Raw genomic sequence first — 16,793 nt, 5'->3', positions numbered from 1 at the left:
CGACTGTACAGGACGGGCGAATAAGGGTTCACTCGTCAAAGCTGTGAATGATCAAGTTGCATCTTGATTATTTGGCGCCATACGCGCAACATTATTCCCGCGTTTTGATTTGGACTATTATTTTCAACCGGGGGAGTTTGTTATGGGTTTCATCAAATTTACCAAGGGCACCTCGCTGAGCGACAAGGACCGCAAGGCCCTTCAGAAGCTGCTGAACGCCGAGAAGAAGAAGCTCCAAGCCGCCCTGAAGGACGTCGACGCCAGCCTCTCGGTGCTGGGCGGCGCAAAGAAGGCCAAGAAGAAAAAGTAAGACTAGTCGGCGGAGACGCCGTACGAAATCTTCGGAAAATGGCCACACGCCTGCCGAGCTGTGGGGGCTCGCACAAGCTTGCGTCCGTAAACCGTCCAGCAATCGACAAGAAATCGCCCGGGTGGACCGTTACAAGCGGTCCGCTTAGTTGATTCTTGCTCAGTTGTTTCTTCCGTCAGGGCCGGGGATTTGGCCTCTGCCTGACGCCAAAGGCCCAATTGATGGCAGACGACAGGATTGAACTGTTTGTCGGACTGATCGAGACCTTTGACGCGCCGGGCGCGGCAGATGCGTGCCGCCGGCTCCTCTCGGTCGACGAACGGGTCCGCGCCGACCGCTTCATGTTCGAGCGGCATCGGCGGCAATATATTTTCGCGCACGCCATGCTCCGTCTGGCGCTGTCGCAGGTCGCGCCCAACGTCGCGCCGACCGACTGGTCGTTTGCGGCCGGACGCTACGGGCGGCCGTTTGTCGCGGCGCCCAGGACCTCGACCGCACTGCATTTCAGCCTGTCGCACGCCGACGGCTGCGTCGCCTGCGTCGTATCGGGGCATGAGACGGTCGGTGTCGACGTCGAGGCCGTGTCACGGCGGGTCGCGCCGCTCTCCACCGCGCTTCGCTTCTTTGCGCCGGAGGAGGTCGAGACCCTGCGCAGCCTGCCGGAGCCAGCCGCGATCGAGCGCTTCTTCGACTATTGGACGCTGAAGGAAGCCTACCTCAAGGCCAGAGGCTTTGGGCTCAATCTGCCGCTCGACGCCTTCGCGATGCAGGTGTCGCGCGAGGCGATCGAAATCAGCTTCAAGCCCGATATCGCCGACGATCCCGAGGGCTGGCGCTTCTCGCTCTGCTCGCCCTCCCCCTCGCATCGCCTCGCCATCGCCGACGGCTCCCGCGCGACCGGCGGCCTTCCCATCACCCGCAACGCCTGGCCTTTCCAGGAAGCGGCTGAATGACGACCTCGCGGCTGCGCGTCTTTCCCGCAATCTCGCGCAACCGCGACCCCAACAAATATGTCGGCGAGCTGATGCGGGTGGCAGAGTTCGCCGACCGCAATGGCTTCGAAGGCATCCTGCTGTTCGAGGGCAACGACGTGTTCGTCGAGCCCTGGGCCATGGCCCAGCACATCATGGCGGCGACGACGCGGTCCTCGCCGCTGATCGCGGTCAATCCGGTCTACATGCACCCGTTCACGGCGGCCAAGTTCGTCTCGTCGCTGGCGCAGCTCTACGGCCGCAAGGTCTATCTCAACATGATCACGGGGACCGCGGTCAGCGATCTGCAGGGGCTCGGCGACGAGCAGTCGCATGCCGACCGCTATGTCAGGCTCGGCGAGTTCGTGGCGCTGATGCGCCAGTTGATGGCGAGCCCGCGGCCGGTGACTGTCGAGGGCCGGTTCTATCGCGCGCAGCATCTGCAACTGCGCCCGCGCCTGCCGGCGGAGTTGATGCCGGAATTTCTCATCGCCGGCCAGTCGGAAGCAGCGCAACGCGTTGCGAAGGAGACCGGCTGCGTCAAGATGCAGATGCTGCCGCCCGATCTCGATCGTGGGCTCGATGTATCAGGCATGAATTTCGGCATCTTCGCGCGCGAGGGACGCGAAGAGGCGCGGCAGGCGGCGAAGGCGCGCTTCCGCGACAGTGCCGATGATCGCGAACTGCTCGCGCTCACCGTGGAGAACAGCGACTCCGTATGGAAGCGGCGGCTGTATGAAGGACAGAGCGGTGAACTCCAGGACAATGGCTACTGGCTGCTGCCATTCCTGACCTTCCAGGCCGACTGCCCCTACCTCGTCGGCAGCTATGACGAGATCGGCGCGAAGCTGAAGGAGTTCGCGGCGAAGGGCCTCACCACGATCATGCTCGACATGGTCGCTGACGAGGCCGAGATGCAGCACGTCTGCAAGGCGCTCAAGGCGAGCGGGATGTTCTAGGTTCTTCTCTATCTCCCCGCTTGCGGGGAGATGGCCACCCCGCGGTTCTCCTCGATCATCGAACTGTCCTCGGCAGGCCGGACTCATGCCGGCGGCGATGCGAGGCGGCACTATCGAAGGCGCCGCGAACAGCTTGAAGCAATTACTTGCATCGTCATTGCGGGCCGCTCGCGTCGTGAATCCGTCACGCAGCGACGCAAAGGATTTTCTCAGGAGCAAGCCATCGGCAGGGAAATCATTCCGCCGGCGATCGTCGTACATATCAAGCTTTGCTAAGTGATTTGGAACGATCGCAAAGAGATGGACATCGCCCCGCCCCGGCTCTTACCTATTCGCAAGACCTCGAAGAGCTGACGGATTGCGATGACCATACTCAAGGAAGCTGCTGCGACCGAGCCTGCCGCTTTCGCTGACCCAGCCCACGCGGGCGTTGCGTTCGATTGGCCGGCCAACACGCGGCGGCCAGTAGCGCGCGCGAAGACCGCAAGCTCGGCGCTGTTCATGAGCGAGACGATCGACGGGTTGAACGCAGGCGCGCATTTCCTCGATCGGCTCTCCGCTTCGGAACAGACGCGCGTGCACGCGGCCGGCCGCACCATCACCGTGCCGCAGGGCGAGATGGTGTTCAGCCAGGGCGACGGCCACGACGGCATCTTCATCATCCGTCGCGGGCAGGTGCGGGTCTATTACACGGCGCCGTCGGGCCGCGAGATCACGCTCGCCTATTGGACGCCGGGCCATTTCATCGGCGGCCCGGAGATTTCCGGCGGCGGCATTCACATGTGGTCCGGCATCGCCATCGAGGCCTGCGAGATCACCGCACTATCCGGGCCCGCGCTCGAGAAGCTGCTCACCGGCATGCCGCGCTTCGCGCTGGCGCTGATCGACGGGCTCATCGCCAAGGGCAAATGCTATTCCTCGATGGCGCAGATCCTCGGCACGCGCTCGGTGATCGAACGGCTGGCGCAGTTCCTGCTCACGCTGTCGGAGCTGCATGGTGTCGCCGACGGCGACACCATCATCATCAACCGCAAGATCACCCATGACCAGATCGCGGCGATGGTCGGCTCGACCCGGCAATGGGTCACGATGATGCTGAAGCGCTTCCAGAACCGCCGCATCATCGCCATCGACGGCAGCACGATCCGGATCAGGCGGATCGATCTGCTGGAGCAGATCCTGTTCAAGGATTGAAGCAGACGAGCGCGAGACGAGGTCTGCCTTCTCCCTTCTCCCCGTTCTTACGGGGAGAGGTGACAAGAGCTCACCTTGCCTCTTCGAACCCAGCCAGCACCGAGGTCAGGTTGGCACCGAGGATATCCGAGAGATAACCGCCTTCCTGCACGAACACGGTCGGCAGGCCCATCTTGGCGATGGCCTGGCCGATGCGGCGGAAGCCGGGTGTGGTGACGGCGAGGCCCTTCAGCGGATCGTGCTCGGAGGCATCGAGGCCGAGCGCGATGACGAGCGCGCCGGGCGCGAAGGATTCGATGGCCTTGCGCGCGACATCCATCGCCTGGATGTAGCCGTCATCGCCGGTGCCGATCGCGAGCGGGATGTTGAGATTGGTGCCGAGGCCGGGTCCCTCGCCGCGCTCATGCGCATAGCCCCACACATAGGGATAATACGCGACCGGATCGGCGTGGATCGAGACCGTGTACACGTCCGGCCGCGCGTAGAAGATGCCTTGCGTGCCGTTGCCGTGGTGGACGTCGACGTCGAGGATCACGACGCGCTCGTGCTTGAGGCGCAGATGTGCGGCGGCGATCGCGCTATTGTTCAGGAAGCAGAAGCCGCCGGCCATGTCGCGATAGGCGTGATGGCCGGGCGGACGGCAGAGCGCGTAGACCGCATCTTCGCCGTCCATCACCATCTGCGCCGCGGTGACCGCAACGTCCGTCGCAGCACAGGCCGCAGCCCAGGTGCCCGGACCGATCGGCGCGGCGGTGTCTGCGGTGTGCCAGCCGAGCTTGCCGACAATGTGGGTAGGATAGGTCGCGGCATGGCGCACGGGATGGATGTTGCCGATCATCTCCGGACCGGAATCGCCGAGCGCGGTCCAGGCGTCCCAGGCCTCGCTGAGGAACGACAGGTATTCCGGGCTGTGGATGCGTGCGCGGGGTCCCTGCCCAAACTTGGTCGGCTCGACCAGCTGATGCTTGCCGTCCTTGAGACCCTTGAGCAGGCGGTCGGCGCGCTCGGGCTGCTCGGTGGTGCGCTTGACGACACCGCGAACCAGGAAGAATTGCGGATCGTGGCTGCGATGCAGTTCGGTATGGACGGCTTTCACTCAAACACTCCGTGGTCGCATGGGCTCTACCACAGAAGTCTTGATCCCTGCGGCGGCCAGACGCAAGCAAGAAGAATGCCGCCTATGTCGCGTCGCCCTGCGCCGGAAGCAGATCGCCCCTGAGCTCAGCAACGTCCGCGCTGGAGGCAGTGCTCGCGGCCCTGCTGGTCGGTGCGGAAGGACTCGATGAAGCCGCCCTGGCGCTGGGTGACGAAGACGGTCTTGCCGTCGCTGCCGCCGAAGGCAAGGTTGGTCGGCTCCTTGGCCTTCAGTGCGATCTCGCGCTCGACCGCGCCATTGGGCTTCATCAGCGCGATCGTGCCTTTGAGGATGCGCGCGACGTAAAGGCGGCCGGCCACATCGGTACGCAGGCCGTCGACGGTGTCGGGCTGAAATGCCTTGACGAGTTTTGCGCCGGTGAGTTCGTTGCCTTTGATGATGTAGGACCAGATCTGGCCGTTGCTGGACTCGCCGACATAGAGCGTCTTGCCGTCGGGGCTGAGATCGATGCCGTTGGTCGTTCCCATCGCACGCGGCGCCGTCATGACCTGCCCCTGCACCGACCCATCCGCGGCTCTGGCAATCCGCCAGATGTGGCCTTCCCTGCCCTTCCAGTTCGGATCGGTCGCATAGATCGTGCCGTCGCGGGCGATGGTCATGTCGTTGGGCTGATTCATCTCATCGGAGTGAAACCAGACGCCGGGCTGGGTCGCGCCCTTCGGAATCGCGAAAATGTTGTGTTTCTTGTAGTCGGCAATGAACATGGTGCCGCTGCGGTCGAAACGGATCGCGTTGCCGACGCTGCCTTCGGGAAGAGTCGTGAACAGCACCGACGCCGCACCACCCGCGGGCAATTTGCCGATGGTGCCGGGCTTGCCGAAATTGACGACGAACAGATTGCCGTCGAGATCGGCGGCAGGCCCTTCGATGCCAGACGTGTATTCGCCCGGCGGAGTCACCTGAACGCTTTCAAACAGCTTCGTGTCCGCTTGCGCGGACGCCGTCGCGATAACGAGGAAGACGCTACTGCACAGGCACCAGAAATTCCTGCCGGATGTAATAGCCATCGTCGTCGCTGCACTCGCCGTTCAGATAGGGATCGGCCGGCCGGAAGAATCGGCTGAAGCCGGATTTGTCTACAGCGCTCCTTTGTGTCACGACGACGACCTTGCCGGCCGGTATTTCGCCGCATTCCTTGTTGGTTTTGCCGTAGAATTTGCGTTGCGGCGGACCGGGCTTGATCCGCATCCGCGTGCCCGGAACCATCTTGGCGACGAGCAGGTCCGCGGTATCGAGCAGGCGGGTGTAGCCGGGCTCGGTCTTCGGCAGGCGCTCGCCGCCGGGCGGCATCAGCTTCTCGGCGCCGAGACCGTGCAGCCGCGTACGCAGCCTGCCGGCGTTGGGGTCGCCGGGATAGATCCAGCCGTCCTGTGACAGCATGAAGCGGAGCGCCGTTGCATCCTTCTCCGCGTCCGATTGTCCTGCCTTCAGGCCGAAATCGGAATGGCAGCCGACGCAATGCTTCTCGACGAGACCCTTACGCAACGTCGTGAGACGAACGCTGTTCTGCGCGTCCCTGGCGACGAAGGCCGCGAGCTGGTCGATCATCGCCTGGCTGCGTGTGTCGCAGGGGAGCGGCGGGGGCGGATCGCCTGCGGCGCGATCGATGCGGATCACCGTCTGGTTCTTGTCCTCGACCAGCCAGATCGCGCCGTCCTCGGCGACCGTCATGCCGACGGGAGCGCCCTGCGGCCGCGCGCCGTTGACGCGATGCCAGCCGGCGATCAGCTCGTCGAACGGCGCGGCGGCGACGTCGACACCGTCGGCTTGAAAGCTGTGGGTCGGATCGGCCGCGCAACTGACATGATAGCGCACCGGCGGAGGGCTCGGCTTGGGAAAGCCGTGGTCATCGACATCGTAGACGATGAGGCGGCTGCCGGTCGGGCGATAACCGTGCAGGCCGACCAGCAGCTTGCCCTCCAGCTCCGGGAATTTTGCTCCGTGATAATAGAGCATCGCGAGCGGCGCGCCATGCGGCGGCATCAGCGAGAACGGCGCCTTGTAGAGTGCATTAGCGGTGCAGAGCGATTTGTAGACGCCGGATTGCAGCACGCTTTTGAATTCGGGGCTCGGCGTCGACAGGTCATAGCAATAGGGCCAGCCGTAGTGCCTGCCCTGCTCTATCGCGTTGATCTCCTCGTTCGGCTTGAAGATATCGGGCAGGTCGCGGCCGTTCTCGCCTTGCAGGAAGGCGTAGCCGGCATCGGGAAAATTCGGGTGCAGCGCGAGCGCCATCGAGTTGCGCAGGCCACGGGCGTAGACGATGTGCGGCGGGTCGGGATCCTTCGGCGCCAATGCCGGAAAGACGCCTCCGGCGGGCGGTGTGAACAGCCAGATCGAGGCCATCGCGGAGGTGCCCTCGGCGGCCGCGCATGGCTTCGTGATCGGCGCCGGCGTGATGCAGTCGTCGCTGTGCGCGCCGATATTGACGAACAGCCGGCCGTTCCTGTCGAACACGAACTGCTTGAGAGGGTGCGCGCTCTCGTCGAGTTTGGCGCCGTCGGGCAGCGTGATCCGGCGGCCCGGCATGTGACGGATGATGGTCTCGACGGTGCTGCGCGGATTGTCCGCGAGCGGGTCGAAGCGAAAGATGGTCTCGGCGGTCGCGGCGTAGAACTTCTTGTCCGGGGCGATCACGAGGCCGAACGGATACTCGACGCCGGTCAGCAGCTCCTTGAACCGCTGGCCCTGGGGCGCGCGCGGATCGAGCAGCAGCAGCCGTCCGTCGGTGTGGCCCCAGCCGCCCATGTCGGCGATCACGAACAGGTCGCGGCCGGGCACCTGGACGATCGAGCGCGGGAATTTGAGACGGTCCTCCTCGCTGGCGACGAGGCCGGCGCAAAATCCAGCCTTCATGTCGATCTGGAGTCTGGGAAAGGCGAGATCGCCGCTGCCGCAGGTCTCCGTGCCGATCGCGTAGCCGCTTTTCCTCACCGGTTCGGAGGAGACGCCGGGGGCAAGAGCGAGCAGCGCCCCAGCGACAGCAACCGCGAACAGGCGCGAGCGGCGGCGTTCGCGCCGGAATGTGAGGTGATGCACGGCAGGCTCCGGACTTTCCGGCCAGAGTTGTTCCATGTCGAGGGAACGCCGTCCAGTTGATCATCACCCGCCTGTGATGAAACCCGTAACGACCTTGGTGGCGACCAATCTCCGTAGATTCCCTTACCGGGCTCGCCCCGAATGTTTCGCGAATGCCTCGGGTGGTATCGGTTTGCCATCCCAATCGCTCCCAGTAGGAGACGGATATGGTCCAGGTCTACTTCCACTGCTCCAACACCGACGGCACCCTGATCGATCGCAGCGGCACTGCGGTGGCCAGCCTGACCGAGGCGCGTGACCGTGCGGCCCAGATCATGAATTCGATGATCCAGACGCCCGGCACTGAGGACTGGCGCGACTGGGTGATCCATGTCAGCGGCTCCGACGGCGAGGATCTGTTCGACCTCCCCTTCACCGCCATGCTCGGCAAGCCGCATTGAGGTGATGCCATGCTGTTCGCCTCACTGACCATGCTGTGCCAACCCCTCACCTTCGTCGCCACAAAATGGCAGAAGCTGGTGCGGATCGCCGGCAACCCCTACCGCCCCGAGCTGCACTACATGCGCGGCCCGGGCCCGAAATGGCGCGCCAAGTATCAGGCCAGCCGGCTGGACCGCGGGCTCTGAGCGCGCTTTCATAGAATCCCCACTGATCTCAGTCGTCATGGCCGGGCTTGTCCCGGCCATTTGCGTTTTTGGGAACCCGTCTTCACCTCCCGGTAAACTTCGCCTTCCGCTTCTCGACGAAGGCATTGCGGCCTTCGATGGCATCGGCGCTCTTGCGGATCGTGGCCTGAAGCTCGATCTCGCGGCGGAATTGCGCTTCGTAGGTCGCGTGCTCGCTCTCCTCGACCAGCGCACGGGTTGCGACCAAGGCGCGCGTCGGGCCGTCGGCGAGACGGCGCGCGAGGACCAGCGCCTCGTCCATCAGCCTGGCGTCGTCGACGACCTGCCGTACCAGGCCGATCTCCCGGGCGCGCTCCGCCGTGAGCGGCTCGTTCAGCAGCATCAGCTCGAGCGCTCGCTGGCGGCCGATCAGGCGCGGCAACATCCAGGTCGAGCCGAGATCGGGCACCAGCGCGATGCGGCTGAACACCTGGATGAAGCTCGCCGACCGCGCCGCAACAATCATGTCGCCGGCCATCGCCAGGCTGAAGCCGCCTCCGGCCGCAACGCCGTTGACGGCGACCACCACGGGCACGCGGCACTCGCGCAGCGCCCTGAACGCCGGCCAGTAGAACCGCATCACGCCGGCGGCGATGTCCTCGCCGAGCGCTTCGGACGCCTTCAAATTCTGCCCCGAGCAAAAACCACGCCCGGCGCCGGTGAGGATCAGGGCGCGGACGTCCTCATCCCCGGTCATCTCGGCGACGGCAGCGGCGAGTGCGCCAAGCAGGTCCGGCGTCATCGCGTTCAGGCTTGCCGGCTCGTCGAGCATCAAGATCCCGACCGCGCCATCCCGCGCCTGTTTCACACCTGCCATGTCGCGTCTCCCTTTGGATGTTCTCGTTGACGGCAATGTGCCATTCTTCGCGCGCTCCGCCAATTGCGGAGCTTCGACGTCAGCGCAACGAAGCCAAGACAACTGAATCCAGAGTTCAAGACGACATCATGCCTCATCAGTTCAGCCTCAACCAAACCGTCCGCAAACCCGCCGTCACATCCAAGGGCGGCATCGTCGCCTCGCAATCGCGGCGGGCGGCCGAGGTGGGGGCGCAGGTGCTGGCGGCGGGCGGCGACTGTGTCGACGCAATCGTGGCGACCACCTTTGCGCTGAACGTGCTGGAGCCCTGGAATAGCGGCATCGGCGGTGGCGGTGCGATGGTGCTCTACCGCGCCAAGGAAAATCGCTACGAGGTGATCGACTACGGCATGTGCGCGCCGCAGAGCATCCGCGCGGCCGATTACCCCATCGTTGGAGATCGCCTCGCGACCGACCTGTTTCCGTGGCCGCGGGTGAAGGACGACCGCAACGTTTACGGTCCGGGCGCGATCGCCGTGCCAGGTGTCGTTGCTGGCATGGAGCAAGTGCACCGTCGATACGCCCGGATGTCGTGGAAAGACCTGGTCGCTCCGGCGGTGGCGCTCGCCGGCGAAGGCCTGCTGGTGGATTGGTGGACCACTCAGACGATCGCGGGTTCGGCGGCGGATCTCCGGCGCTATCCCGCGAGCGCGGCAATGTTCTTGAAGGACGGCCTGCCCCCGAGCCCGCCCTGGAGCATCGCGGCCGAGATCCGGCTGCCGCAGGACAATCTGAAGGCGACGCTCTCGCATCTCGCCGAGGCCGGTCCGCGCGACTTCTATCAGGGCGATCTCGCCAGGAGCATCGCGTCCGACGTCAAGGCCGATGGCGGCTCGCTGTCGGTCGAGGATCTCGCCGCGTTCCGCGCCCATCTGCGCGAGCCGTTGGTAATCCCCTATCGCGGCGGCAAGGTGCTGGCGACGCCGGAGCTCACGGCCGGGCCGACCATGGCGCATGCGCTGCGCCTGTTGCAGCAGAATTTGAAGCCGGCAGCCGCGCCGGATGCGGCCGCCTATGCCGAATATGCCATTGCCCTGCAGGAGGCCTATCGCGAGCGGCTCAAGGACATGGGCGATGCCGACGGCAAGCGCTCGCTCGGCGCCGAATATCTGGCGCCGGCCTGCACCACGCATTTCTCCGTGGTCGACCGGGACGGCAACATCGCCGCGGTGACACAGACACTGCTCTCGTCCTTTGGCTCGAAATATGTGACGCCGCACACCGGCATTCCCATGAACAACGGCATCATGTGGTTCGATCCGACGCCGGGCAGCACCAACTCGCTCGCCCCCGGCAAGCGCTGCCTCACCAACTACACCCCTGTTATCGCCGAGACCAAGGACGGCAAGCGCCTCGCGGTCGGCGCCTCCGGCGGCCGCCGCATCCTGCCTTCGGTCATGCAGCTCGTGTCCTTTGCGATGGATTTCGACATGGACCTCGATGCCGCCATCCATCAGCCCCGCATCGATTGCAGCGAAGGCGCGATCGTGCTCGGCGACATCAGGCTGCCGGCGGATGCACGCAAGGCGCTTGCCGCACGCTTCGACTACAAGGAAACGCCGGTGCAGACTCTGCCGCAAAAGTTCGCTTGCCCGAGCGTGGTGATGCGCGACGGCGACATCAACTCCGGCGCGACCGAGATCTTCCAGCCTTGGGCCGACGCGGTGGCGGAAGGCTGAGGCCAAGCCGCCTTACCTCGCCCCGCTTGCGGGGCGAGGGAGCACATCTTCGCCGCGACTACAGCTCCGCCTAATCAAATCCCCAGCCGGTCTCGCACGCGGCCTGTGATCACGGCCGTTGTCACGCCCACCGGCCAGAACGCGTGCATCGGGATCGGCTTGATGCCGGTGACGGGCATGTCGATCTCGGCCTTCGCGCCGCCGATCAGCCGGCGCGCGAGCTGCGCGCCCATCGCGGTCGAGAGCGCGACGCCGCGGCCGTTGCAGCCGAGCGAGATCAGGACGTTTTCGGCCGGCTCGTGCACGTGCGGATAATGATCCTTTGTGATGGCGAGGCGGCTGTTCCAGCCATGGGTCCAGGCCACGCCCTTGAGCTGCGGCCACAGCCGCTCGGCATAGCGGATCAGATAGGCGACGTCGTTTGGCGAATTGATCCAGCGCATCGGGCCGCGACCGCCCATCAACAGGCGGTTCTGCTGGTCGATGCGGTAATAGACCGTGATATGGCCGCTCTCATAGAGGACGGGCCGCGTCGGCATGATCGAGCGGGCGACGTCATCCGACAGCGGCGCGGTCGCGGCGATCGACGAGAACACCGGGACGATGGTGCGGCGGAGCGCCGGCCAGAGATCGTCGGTGAACCCGTTGGTGGCGAGCAACACCTTGTCGGCGTGCACGACCGCGCGCGGCGTCTCGATGCGCCAGCGGCTACCGTCGCGACGCAGCGATAGTGCCGGCGTCTCGCCATGTACCTTCGCACCCGCCGAGATCGCGGCGCGCGCGAGACCACGGGCATAGCTGAGCGGATGCAGATCGCCGCCGCGGGTGTCGAGCATGGCGCCGATGTAGCGATCGGTGCCGGTCATCTCGCGGAGCTGCTCGCGGTTGAGATACGACACCGGCATCCCGCGACGGATACATTGCTGCGCCGTCTTTTCGATCGCGGCGGCGCTGGCCTCGTTATAGGCCGCGCGCAACGTGCCGTTCTGCCGCGCCTCGCAGGGAATCTGATAGCGGCGGATCAGATCGTGCGTGAAATTCGTGGTGCCGTAGGAGAAGTCGATCATGCGGCGGCCAAGCTCAGTGCCGAAGTCCGCCTCGATCTGATCGGGATCGTACTTCAGGCCGGGATTGGTGTGGCCACCATTGTTGCCGGACGCGCCCCAGCCCGGCTCCTGCGCCTCCAGCACCAGCGCCTCGACACCCTGCTCCGCCAGATGGAGCGCGGTGGACAGGCCCGTATAGCCGCCGCCGACGATCGCGACGGAAACGCTTCTGTCCGTATCGAGCGGCGGCGTCGCCACACGCGCGACGGCGGTGTCGGCATAGAGCGAGGGCGGCAGAGGCAGGCGCGTCATTGTAAAAATCCGGTCAGAGCGGATGCAGCACGCGGCGCAAGAAATCCTGCGTGCGCGGATGCTGGGGTTGGTTGAGCAGCGCCTTGGCCGGGCCTTGCTCGACGATGACGCCGCCGTCGATGAACAGCACGCGATCGGCGACATCGCGGGCAAAGCCCATCTCGTGGGTGACGACAACCATGGTCATGCCCTCGTCCGCGAGCTTGCGCATGACGCCGAGGACGTCGCCGACGAGCTCGGGATCGAGCGCCGAGGTCGGCTCGTCGAACAGGATCGCCTTGGGCTGCATCGCCAGCGCCCGCGCGATCGCAACGCGCTGCTGCTGGCCGCCCGAGAGTTGCGGCGGATGCACGTCGGCCTTCTCCGCGAGCCCGACCCGGGCGAGCAGCGCGCGGCCGCGCTCGAACGCCTGGGCACGCGGCTCTTTCTTCACGAACAGCGGGCCCTCGATGACGTTCTCGAGCGCGGTGCGATGCGGGAACAGGTTGAAGCGCTGGAACACCATCGAGACCTGGGTGCGGATTGCGACGATCGACGGCGCATCGCGATCGACCTTCAGGCCTTCGACGCTGATCTCGCCGCGGTCGTAGCTCTCCAGCCCGTTGATACAGCGCAGGATGGTGGACTTGCCGGAGCCTGACGGCCCGATGATGCAGACCACCTCGCCCTTCTGCACGGAGGCCGTGATGCCCTTGAGCACCTCGACCTTGCCAAAGCTCTTGTGGACGTCGTTCAGCTCGATCATCGCTTGCCGGCCCGCTTCTCGAAGTGACGGACCAGCAGGATCAGCGGAATGCTCATGGTGAGATACATCAGCGCCACCAGCGTGAAGACGTTGGTGTTCTTGAAGGTCGAGGACGCGATCAGCTTGCCCTGCAGCGCCAGCTCGGCGACCGTGATGGTCGAGGCCTGCGAGGAATCCTTCAGCATCATGATCATGACGTTGCCGTAAGGCGGCAGCACGATGCGCACCGCCTGCGGAAGCACCACGCGCCACATGGTCAGCCACCAGCCCATGCCGATCGACTGCGCCGCCTCGATCTGGCCCTTGTCGATGGCCTCGATGCCGGCGCGGAAGTTTTCCGCCTGATAGGCCGAGTAGGCGATACCGAGTCCGAGGATCGCGGCCTGCAACGCGCTGAGCGTGACGCCGAGATCGGGCATCACGAAGTAGAGATAGAACAAGAGCACAATGATCGGGATGCCGCGGATCACGTTGATCAGGCTGGCGCTGAGCATCGACAGCGCCTTGATGCCGGAGACCCGCATCATCGCCCAGATCAGGCCGAGCACCGTCGAGAGCAGCAGCGAGCCGATGGTGACGACGATCGTCAGCGCGACGCCGTTCATCAGGATCGGGAAGAACTCGATGGCGTCGTGCCAGAAGCCTTTCATCGGAAAGCCTGCGATGAGCCGCTATCAGCCCTGTGCCTTCAGGCCCCATTTATCGAGGATCTTGTCGATGGTGCCGTTGGCCTTCAGCTTGGCGAGCGAGGCGTTGATCTTGCCGAGCAGCGCGGCCTCGCCCTTGCGCACGCCGATGCCGACCGAGCCGACGGTGACGGGCTTGTAGCCGTCAACGAGGCGCACCTCGGGGAAGCCGCCCTGCTTGATGTTGTAGGCGAGGATCGGATAGTCGGCATAGCCGGCCTTGAGACGGCCGGTGTTCACGTCGCGCAGGATGTCGGGAATGGTGTCGTAGGCCTTCACGTCCGCGAACAGGCCGGTCTTCTTCAGCGCGTCGACGAAGGCGGTGCCGACCTGGGCGCCGACCGTCTCGCCCTTGAGATCGTCCTGCGTGGCATAGGCCTTGGTGTCGCTCTTCGGCACGACCAGGCCTTCGCCATAGGTGTAGATCGGATCGGAGAAGTCGACGACCTCCTTGCGCGGTGCCGTGATGAACATCGCGGCGGCGATGATGTCGATCTTGCTCGAGGTCAGCGACGGGATCAGCGCCGAGAATTGCATCGGCTCGATCTGCACGTTGAAGCCGGCATCCTTGCCGATTTCAGTGACGAGATCGACCATGATGCCCTGGATGGAGTTGGTCTTGGTGTCGAGGAAGGTGAAGGGAATGCCCGTCGGCGTCGAGCCGACCTTCAGCACCTGCTGCGCGGATGCCGGCGTCACCGCTGCAATCGCAAGCGCCGCGACCGCGGCCAGACCAAAACGCTTCATCGCATCCCCCTGTGGGTCCGGCCGATGGCGGCGCTCGCGCGTGTCGTGATCAGACGTTGCGGGCCAAGCCGTTTCGGCCTATTTTCACCAGTATGAAAATTTGGTCACACTTTCGCAGGTGATGCAAGCGGTTTTCATGCACATGAAGGAAGCGGTTTGACGTGAGCGGTGGCAAAAGAATGCGCAAACCGGCCGCCGCAAAGCCGGTCAGGAAGGTCAAGAAGGCTATCGCGAAGCCGGCGGAGCCCGCAATGGACGTCGCGGTCGGCCGCCGCATCCGGGATCTCCGCCGCGTCAGGCAATTCTCGCTCGAAACGGTCGCGGCGCGCACGGAGCTTTCGATCGGGTTCCTCAGCCAGATCGAGCGCGGCCTTTCGTCGCCGTCGCTGCGCGTGCTGGCCACGCTCGCCGACGTGCTCGGCGTCGGCATCGCCGCATTGTTCGGCGCGAGCCCGAGCGCCGACGGCGGATCCGATCAGGTGGTGACGCGCGGGCTGCAGCGACCGGAGCTGAAACTCTGGCGCACCGGCGTGTCGAAACAGCTGCTCAGCCCGGCCAGCGCCGACAACAAGCTGAACCTGTTCCTGGTGCATCTGGAACCCGGCGGCTCCACCGGCGACGAGCTCTACACCCATGACGGCGAGGAAGCCGGCCTCGTGCTCGAAGGCGAGATGATGCTGACGGTGGACAGCGAGACATGGTCGCTGAAGACCGGCGACAGCTTTCGCTTTGCCAGCCGCAGGCCGCACCGGTTTTCAAACCCGGCGAATGATGCGAAGGCGGTCGTGTTGTGGGTGAATTGCGTGACGGGGGCGGGCTAGCCCTTTTTTAGACAACGAGCGCAATTCCAGTCCCGTCATCCTGAGGTGCGAGCGCAGCGAGCCTCGAAGGATGCACGGCCCCGATAGAGCCGGGCCGTCACCCTTCGAGGATCGCTGAAGAAGCGGCCACCTCAGGGTGACGGTGATGGAGCTAGGTGCGCCGCCTCCACATCGTCATTGCGAGCGAAGCGAAGCAATCCAGACTTTTGCCGCGGAGGGATTCTGGATTGCTTCGTCGCAAGAGCTCCTCGCAATGACGTGGAGAGAGATCGTTAGCCAAACCGGTGATTATACCGGTCCACCGTCAGCGCGCTGACATCAACCTCCGGCTTCTTGCCCGACAGCATGTCCGCGAGCACGCGGCCGGAACCGCAGGACATGGTCCAGCCCAGCGTGCCGTGGCCGGTGTTGAGGTGGAGGTTGCCGTATTGCGTCGGGCCGATCACGGGCGGGCCGTCCGGCGTCATCGGACGCAGGCCGCTCCAGAACGTCGCCTTGGCGAGATCGCCGCCGCGCGGGAACAGGTCGGTCAGGGAGTGATCGAGCGTGGCGCGGCGCGCATCATAGAGCTTGGTCGAGAAGCCCGAGATTTCGGCGGTGCCGCCGACGCGGATGCGATCGCCGAGGCGCGTGATCGCGACCTTGTAGCTCTCGTCCATCACGGTCGATTCCGGCGCGCCGGAGGCGTCCTTGATCGGCACCGTGATCGAATAGCCCTTCACCGGATAGACCGGCAGCGAGATGCCGAGCGGCGCGACCATCTGCGACGAATAGCTGCCGAGCGCGAGCACGTAAGCATCCGCCTGCAACATCCCGGCGCTGGTCGCGACACCGCTGACGCGCGCGCCCTCGGTGACGATGCGGTCGATGCCGGTGTTGAACATGAAGCGCACGCCGAGCGCCTGGGCGTGCCTGGCCAGTGCCTGCGTGAACATGTGGCAGTCGCCGGTCTCGTCCTGCGGCAGGCGAAGCCCGCCGACGAACTTTTCCTTCACGCCGGCGAGTGCCGGCTCGACCGCGATGCAGCCCTCGCGGCTCAGCGTCTCGTAAGGCACGCCGTATTGCTTGAGCACGGCGACGTCTTCGCCGGTGCCGTCGAGCTGGGCCTGGTAACGGAACAGCTGCAGCGTGCCCTGCGAGCGCTCGTCATATTGAATGCCGATGTCGCGGCGCAGATCGCGGAGGCAATCGCGGCTGTACTCCGCGATCGGAATCATCCGGCTCTTGTTGACCGCGTAGCGCGCGCTGGTGCAGTTGCGCAGCATCTTGAGCAGCCAGACCCACATGACGGGATCGAGCTTCGGCCGGATCACCAGCGGGCCGTGCTTCATCAGGAGCCACTTGATCGCCTTCACCGGCACGCCGGGGCCGGCCCAGGGCGAGGAATAGCCGGGCGACACTTCGCCGGCATTGGCAAACGAGGTCTCCAGCGCCGGTTCGGGCTGACGGTCGACGACCGTCACTTCGTGGCCGGCACGTGCGAGGTAGTAGGCAGAGGTGACACCGATGACACCGCTGCCGAGGATCAGAACTTTCACGCTTCGTCAAACTCCCGCGGCATCACGCACGCCGCTGCAAGATAAAACCCTGCAGCGGCGAGAGCAATT

The 16,793-nt window shown here is 65.0% G+C and carries 18 protein-coding genes; 9 read left to right on the top strand and 9 right to left on the bottom strand.

Annotation, left to right across the window (positions count from 1 at the left end):
* Nucleotides 1-142: 142 nt before the first annotated feature.
* The 5 genes from VGR99_RS08065 (at nucleotide 143) to VGR99_RS08045 (ending at nucleotide 3,434) form a co-directional block, all read left to right on the top strand.
* Entirely contained in the window at nucleotides 143-310 is a 168-nt protein-coding gene (locus VGR99_RS08065) for a hypothetical protein (protein ID WP_326897809.1), read from the top strand.
* A gap of 221 nt (nucleotides 311-531) precedes the next feature.
* The gene (locus VGR99_RS08060) at nucleotides 532-1,263 is read left to right on the top strand and encodes a 4'-phosphopantetheinyl transferase family protein (protein WP_326897808.1); all 732 of its coding nucleotides are present in this window, start codon (nucleotides 532-534) and stop codon (nucleotides 1,261-1,263) included.
* Nucleotides 1,260-2,240, top strand: a complete 981-nt coding sequence (locus VGR99_RS08055) for an LLM class flavin-dependent oxidoreductase (protein WP_326897807.1) — start codon at nucleotides 1,260-1,262, stop codon at nucleotides 2,238-2,240. The genes VGR99_RS08060 and VGR99_RS08055 overlap by 4 nt, the downstream gene beginning before the upstream one ends.
* A 30-nt stretch (nucleotides 2,241-2,270) precedes the next feature.
* Nucleotides 2,271-2,516: a hypothetical protein gene (locus VGR99_RS08050; RefSeq protein ID WP_326897806.1), complete on the top strand. Its 246-nt coding sequence runs from the start codon at nucleotides 2,271-2,273 to the stop codon at nucleotides 2,514-2,516.
* A gap of 87 nt (nucleotides 2,517-2,603) precedes the next feature.
* Nucleotides 2,604-3,434, top strand: coding sequence for a Crp/Fnr family transcriptional regulator (locus VGR99_RS08045; protein ID WP_414645099.1), 831 nt, complete (start codon nucleotides 2,604-2,606; stop codon nucleotides 3,432-3,434).
* Nucleotides 3,435-3,504: 70 nt separating this feature from the next.
* On the opposite strand, the gene VGR99_RS08040 is transcribed toward VGR99_RS08045, so the two are convergent.
* From VGR99_RS08040 to VGR99_RS08030, 3 genes are all read right to left on the bottom strand, one after another.
* Nucleotides 3,505-4,530 (bottom strand): histone deacetylase family protein, encoded by a 1,026-nt coding sequence (locus tag VGR99_RS08040; protein WP_326897805.1) that lies wholly within the window; start codon nucleotides 4,528-4,530, stop codon nucleotides 3,505-3,507.
* 125 nt (nucleotides 4,531-4,655) lie between these two features.
* Nucleotides 4,656-5,597: an SMP-30/gluconolactonase/LRE family protein gene (locus VGR99_RS08035; RefSeq protein ID WP_326897804.1), complete on the bottom strand. Its 942-nt coding sequence runs from the start codon at nucleotides 5,595-5,597 to the stop codon at nucleotides 4,656-4,658.
* Nucleotides 5,554-7,629: a PQQ-dependent sugar dehydrogenase gene (locus tag VGR99_RS08030; RefSeq protein WP_326897803.1), complete on the bottom strand. Its 2,076-nt coding sequence runs from the start codon at nucleotides 7,627-7,629 to the stop codon at nucleotides 5,554-5,556. Before VGR99_RS08030 ends, VGR99_RS08035 begins: the two co-directional genes overlap by 44 nt.
* A gap of 206 nt (nucleotides 7,630-7,835) precedes the next feature.
* Here VGR99_RS08030 and VGR99_RS08025 point away from each other — a divergent pair, with 206 nt between their 5' ends.
* A complete protein-coding gene (locus VGR99_RS08025; protein ID WP_326897802.1) occupies nucleotides 7,836-8,069 on the top strand; it encodes a DUF6894 family protein in 234 nt (77 codons plus the stop codon).
* A 9-nt stretch (nucleotides 8,070-8,078) separates the two neighbouring features.
* A complete protein-coding gene (locus VGR99_RS08020; RefSeq protein WP_326897801.1) occupies nucleotides 8,079-8,255 on the top strand; it encodes a hypothetical protein in 177 nt (58 codons plus the stop codon).
* 82 nt (nucleotides 8,256-8,337) lie between these two features.
* Here the strand turns inward: VGR99_RS08020 and VGR99_RS08015 are convergent, their stop codons facing one another.
* Nucleotides 8,338-9,111 (bottom strand): enoyl-CoA hydratase-related protein, encoded by a 774-nt coding sequence (locus VGR99_RS08015; protein WP_326897800.1) that lies wholly within the window; start codon nucleotides 9,109-9,111, stop codon nucleotides 8,338-8,340.
* 128 nt (nucleotides 9,112-9,239) lie between these two features.
* Between VGR99_RS08015 and VGR99_RS08010 the strand changes: the two genes are divergently transcribed.
* Nucleotides 9,240-10,829 (top strand): gamma-glutamyltransferase family protein, encoded by a 1,590-nt coding sequence (locus VGR99_RS08010; RefSeq protein ID WP_326897799.1) that lies wholly within the window; start codon nucleotides 9,240-9,242, stop codon nucleotides 10,827-10,829.
* A gap of 74 nt (nucleotides 10,830-10,903) precedes the next feature.
* Here VGR99_RS08010 and VGR99_RS08005 read toward each other — a convergent pair whose 3' ends face one another.
* The 4 genes from VGR99_RS08005 to VGR99_RS07990 are packed head-to-tail and all read right to left on the bottom strand — an operon-like array spanning nucleotide 10,904 to nucleotide 14,365.
* The gene (locus tag VGR99_RS08005; protein WP_326897798.1) at nucleotides 10,904-12,187 is read right to left on the bottom strand and encodes an FAD-binding oxidoreductase; all 1,284 of its coding nucleotides are present in this window, start codon (nucleotides 12,185-12,187) and stop codon (nucleotides 10,904-10,906) included.
* A 13-nt stretch (nucleotides 12,188-12,200) separates the two neighbouring features.
* Entirely contained in the window at nucleotides 12,201-12,932 is a 732-nt protein-coding gene (locus VGR99_RS08000) for an amino acid ABC transporter ATP-binding protein (protein WP_326897797.1), read from the bottom strand.
* The gene (locus VGR99_RS07995) at nucleotides 12,929-13,582 is read right to left on the bottom strand and encodes an amino acid ABC transporter permease (RefSeq protein ID WP_326897796.1); all 654 of its coding nucleotides are present in this window, start codon (nucleotides 13,580-13,582) and stop codon (nucleotides 12,929-12,931) included. The genes VGR99_RS08000 and VGR99_RS07995 overlap by 4 nt, the downstream gene beginning before the upstream one ends.
* A gap of 24 nt (nucleotides 13,583-13,606) precedes the next feature.
* Complete coding sequence (locus tag VGR99_RS07990; RefSeq protein WP_326897795.1) at nucleotides 13,607-14,365, bottom strand: ABC transporter substrate-binding protein; 759 nt, start codon at nucleotides 14,363-14,365, stop codon at nucleotides 13,607-13,609.
* A gap of 179 nt (nucleotides 14,366-14,544) precedes the next feature.
* On the opposite strand from VGR99_RS07990, the gene VGR99_RS07985 reads away from it, so the two are divergent.
* Nucleotides 14,545-15,186, top strand: coding sequence for an XRE family transcriptional regulator (locus VGR99_RS07985; protein WP_326897794.1), 642 nt, complete (start codon nucleotides 14,545-14,547; stop codon nucleotides 15,184-15,186).
* Nucleotides 15,187-15,458: 272 nt separating this feature from the next.
* Here the strand turns inward: VGR99_RS07985 and VGR99_RS07980 are convergent, their stop codons facing one another.
* The gene (locus VGR99_RS07980) at nucleotides 15,459-16,724 is read right to left on the bottom strand and encodes a D-amino acid dehydrogenase (protein WP_326897793.1); all 1,266 of its coding nucleotides are present in this window, start codon (nucleotides 16,722-16,724) and stop codon (nucleotides 15,459-15,461) included.
* Between the last annotated feature and the right edge of the window lie 69 nt (nucleotides 16,725-16,793).

Origin of the sequence: Bradyrhizobium sp. (assembly GCF_035935975.1) — a bacterium.
Classification (GTDB): Bacteria; Pseudomonadota; Alphaproteobacteria; order Rhizobiales; family Xanthobacteraceae; genus Bradyrhizobium.
Note: the sequence above shows the minus strand (reverse complement) of the source record. Positions and strands in the feature narration are given on the sequence as shown.

Excerpts from the sequence above, each read along its gene's own strand:
- VGR99_RS08065 (WP_326897809.1), top strand. The coding sequence starts at position 143 with ATGGGTTTCATCAAATTTACCAAGGGCACCTCGCTGAGCGACAAGGAC.
- VGR99_RS08000 (WP_326897797.1), bottom strand. The coding sequence starts at position 12,932 with ATGATCGAGCTGAACGACGTCCACAAGAGCTTTGGCAAGGTCGAGGTG.
- VGR99_RS08045 (WP_414645099.1), top strand. The coding sequence starts at position 2,604 with ATGACCATACTCAAGGAAGCTGCTGCGACCGAGCCTGCCGCTTTCGCT.
- VGR99_RS08035 (WP_326897804.1), bottom strand. The coding sequence starts at position 5,597 with ATGGCTATTACATCCGGCAGGAATTTCTGGTGCCTGTGCAGTAGCGTC.
- VGR99_RS08015 (WP_326897800.1), bottom strand. The coding sequence starts at position 9,111 with ATGGCAGGTGTGAAACAGGCGCGGGATGGCGCGGTCGGGATCTTGATG.
- VGR99_RS07985 (WP_326897794.1), top strand. The coding sequence starts at position 14,545 with ATGCGCAAACCGGCCGCCGCAAAGCCGGTCAGGAAGGTCAAGAAGGCT.
- VGR99_RS07990 (WP_326897795.1), bottom strand. The coding sequence starts at position 14,365 with ATGAAGCGTTTTGGTCTGGCCGCGGTCGCGGCGCTTGCGATTGCAGCG.
- VGR99_RS07995 (WP_326897796.1), bottom strand. The coding sequence starts at position 13,582 with ATGAAAGGCTTCTGGCACGACGCCATCGAGTTCTTCCCGATCCTGATG.
- VGR99_RS08005 (WP_326897798.1), bottom strand. The coding sequence starts at position 12,187 with ATGACGCGCCTGCCTCTGCCGCCCTCGCTCTATGCCGACACCGCCGTC.
- VGR99_RS08055 (WP_326897807.1), top strand. The coding sequence starts at position 1,260 with ATGACGACCTCGCGGCTGCGCGTCTTTCCCGCAATCTCGCGCAACCGC.
- VGR99_RS08025 (WP_326897802.1), top strand. The coding sequence starts at position 7,836 with ATGGTCCAGGTCTACTTCCACTGCTCCAACACCGACGGCACCCTGATC.
- VGR99_RS08050 (WP_326897806.1), top strand. The coding sequence starts at position 2,271 with ATGGCCACCCCGCGGTTCTCCTCGATCATCGAACTGTCCTCGGCAGGC.
- VGR99_RS08020 (WP_326897801.1), top strand. The coding sequence starts at position 8,079 with ATGCTGTTCGCCTCACTGACCATGCTGTGCCAACCCCTCACCTTCGTC.
- VGR99_RS08060 (WP_326897808.1), top strand. The coding sequence starts at position 532 with ATGGCAGACGACAGGATTGAACTGTTTGTCGGACTGATCGAGACCTTT.
- VGR99_RS08010 (WP_326897799.1), top strand. The coding sequence starts at position 9,240 with ATGCCTCATCAGTTCAGCCTCAACCAAACCGTCCGCAAACCCGCCGTC.